Here is a 723-nt window from a genome sequence, read left to right as displayed (position 1 = left end):
AAACGAGATTTACTTCTTACTTACAAAGGTGAGATTGAAGAGTGTACTTTAATCTCTAGCAAGCTAAACAATATACATCCTAAATACATACGTACAATCATGAGAAGCGAGAATGGTTGGCCAGGAGCTGACCAGAAAGCCAAGAACGGTTCTGGTGATTTAGGAATAATACAAGTTAACCCTAAGGTTTGGGATCAAGAGTTTCGTAAGCTTGGTGTGACTATAAACTGGGAAGACGTCAGAGATGATGTATGTGCAAATCTATTTATTGGTGGTGTCATTCTGGCCAGAAGATTAAACGCAACGAATGACATTTTTAAAGGCCTCGCTAACTACCATCGATATGCAACTTCAGACAATAAATATTTTCATTACTCGTACCGCCTGAAAGCAATGAAGCACTTTGCTGATATTGAATCTGAGTATGGTCGTTGGATTTCTCACCGAATACACGCAGTCAATAAACTAGGAGAATAGCCATGTGGGTCGCTATTGCAGAGAAGTCTTCTCAAGCTGAAAAGATCGCATCAGCTTTGAATCTTAGAAAGCAAGGTGGATTATATTCAGGCTTCTACAAAGGGCAAGAACTGATCCTTTGGTATGCCGCAGGTCACTTCCTCGAACTGTCTCCCCCTACAGAGCAAATACAGAACTTCAGTTGGAACGATCCACGTACTCACGAACGCATCCCTCGCAAGGTTCCTTATAAAGTTTGTCCGGACA

At 41.5% G+C, this 723-nt stretch carries 2 protein-coding genes; both read left to right on the top strand.

Going from position 1 to position 723, the window contains the following annotated elements; all coding sequences use genetic code 11:
• Positions 1-477, top strand: a 477-nt coding sequence (locus R7Z49_RS24845) for a transglycosylase SLT domain-containing protein (protein ID WP_318112355.1), incomplete at its 5' end; no start/stop codon positions are given.
• Positions 478-479: 2 nt separating this feature from the next.
• Positions 480-723: hypothetical protein (locus R7Z49_RS24840; RefSeq protein WP_318112353.1), on the top strand; the 244-nt coding region annotated here is incomplete at its 3' end.

It is taken from the genome of Vibrio sp. 1562 (genome assembly GCF_033340155.1).
GTDB classification, from domain to species: Bacteria; Pseudomonadota; Gammaproteobacteria; order Enterobacterales; family Vibrionaceae; genus Vibrio; species Vibrio alginolyticus.
This window is presented reverse-complemented; position numbering and strand designations above follow the sequence as displayed.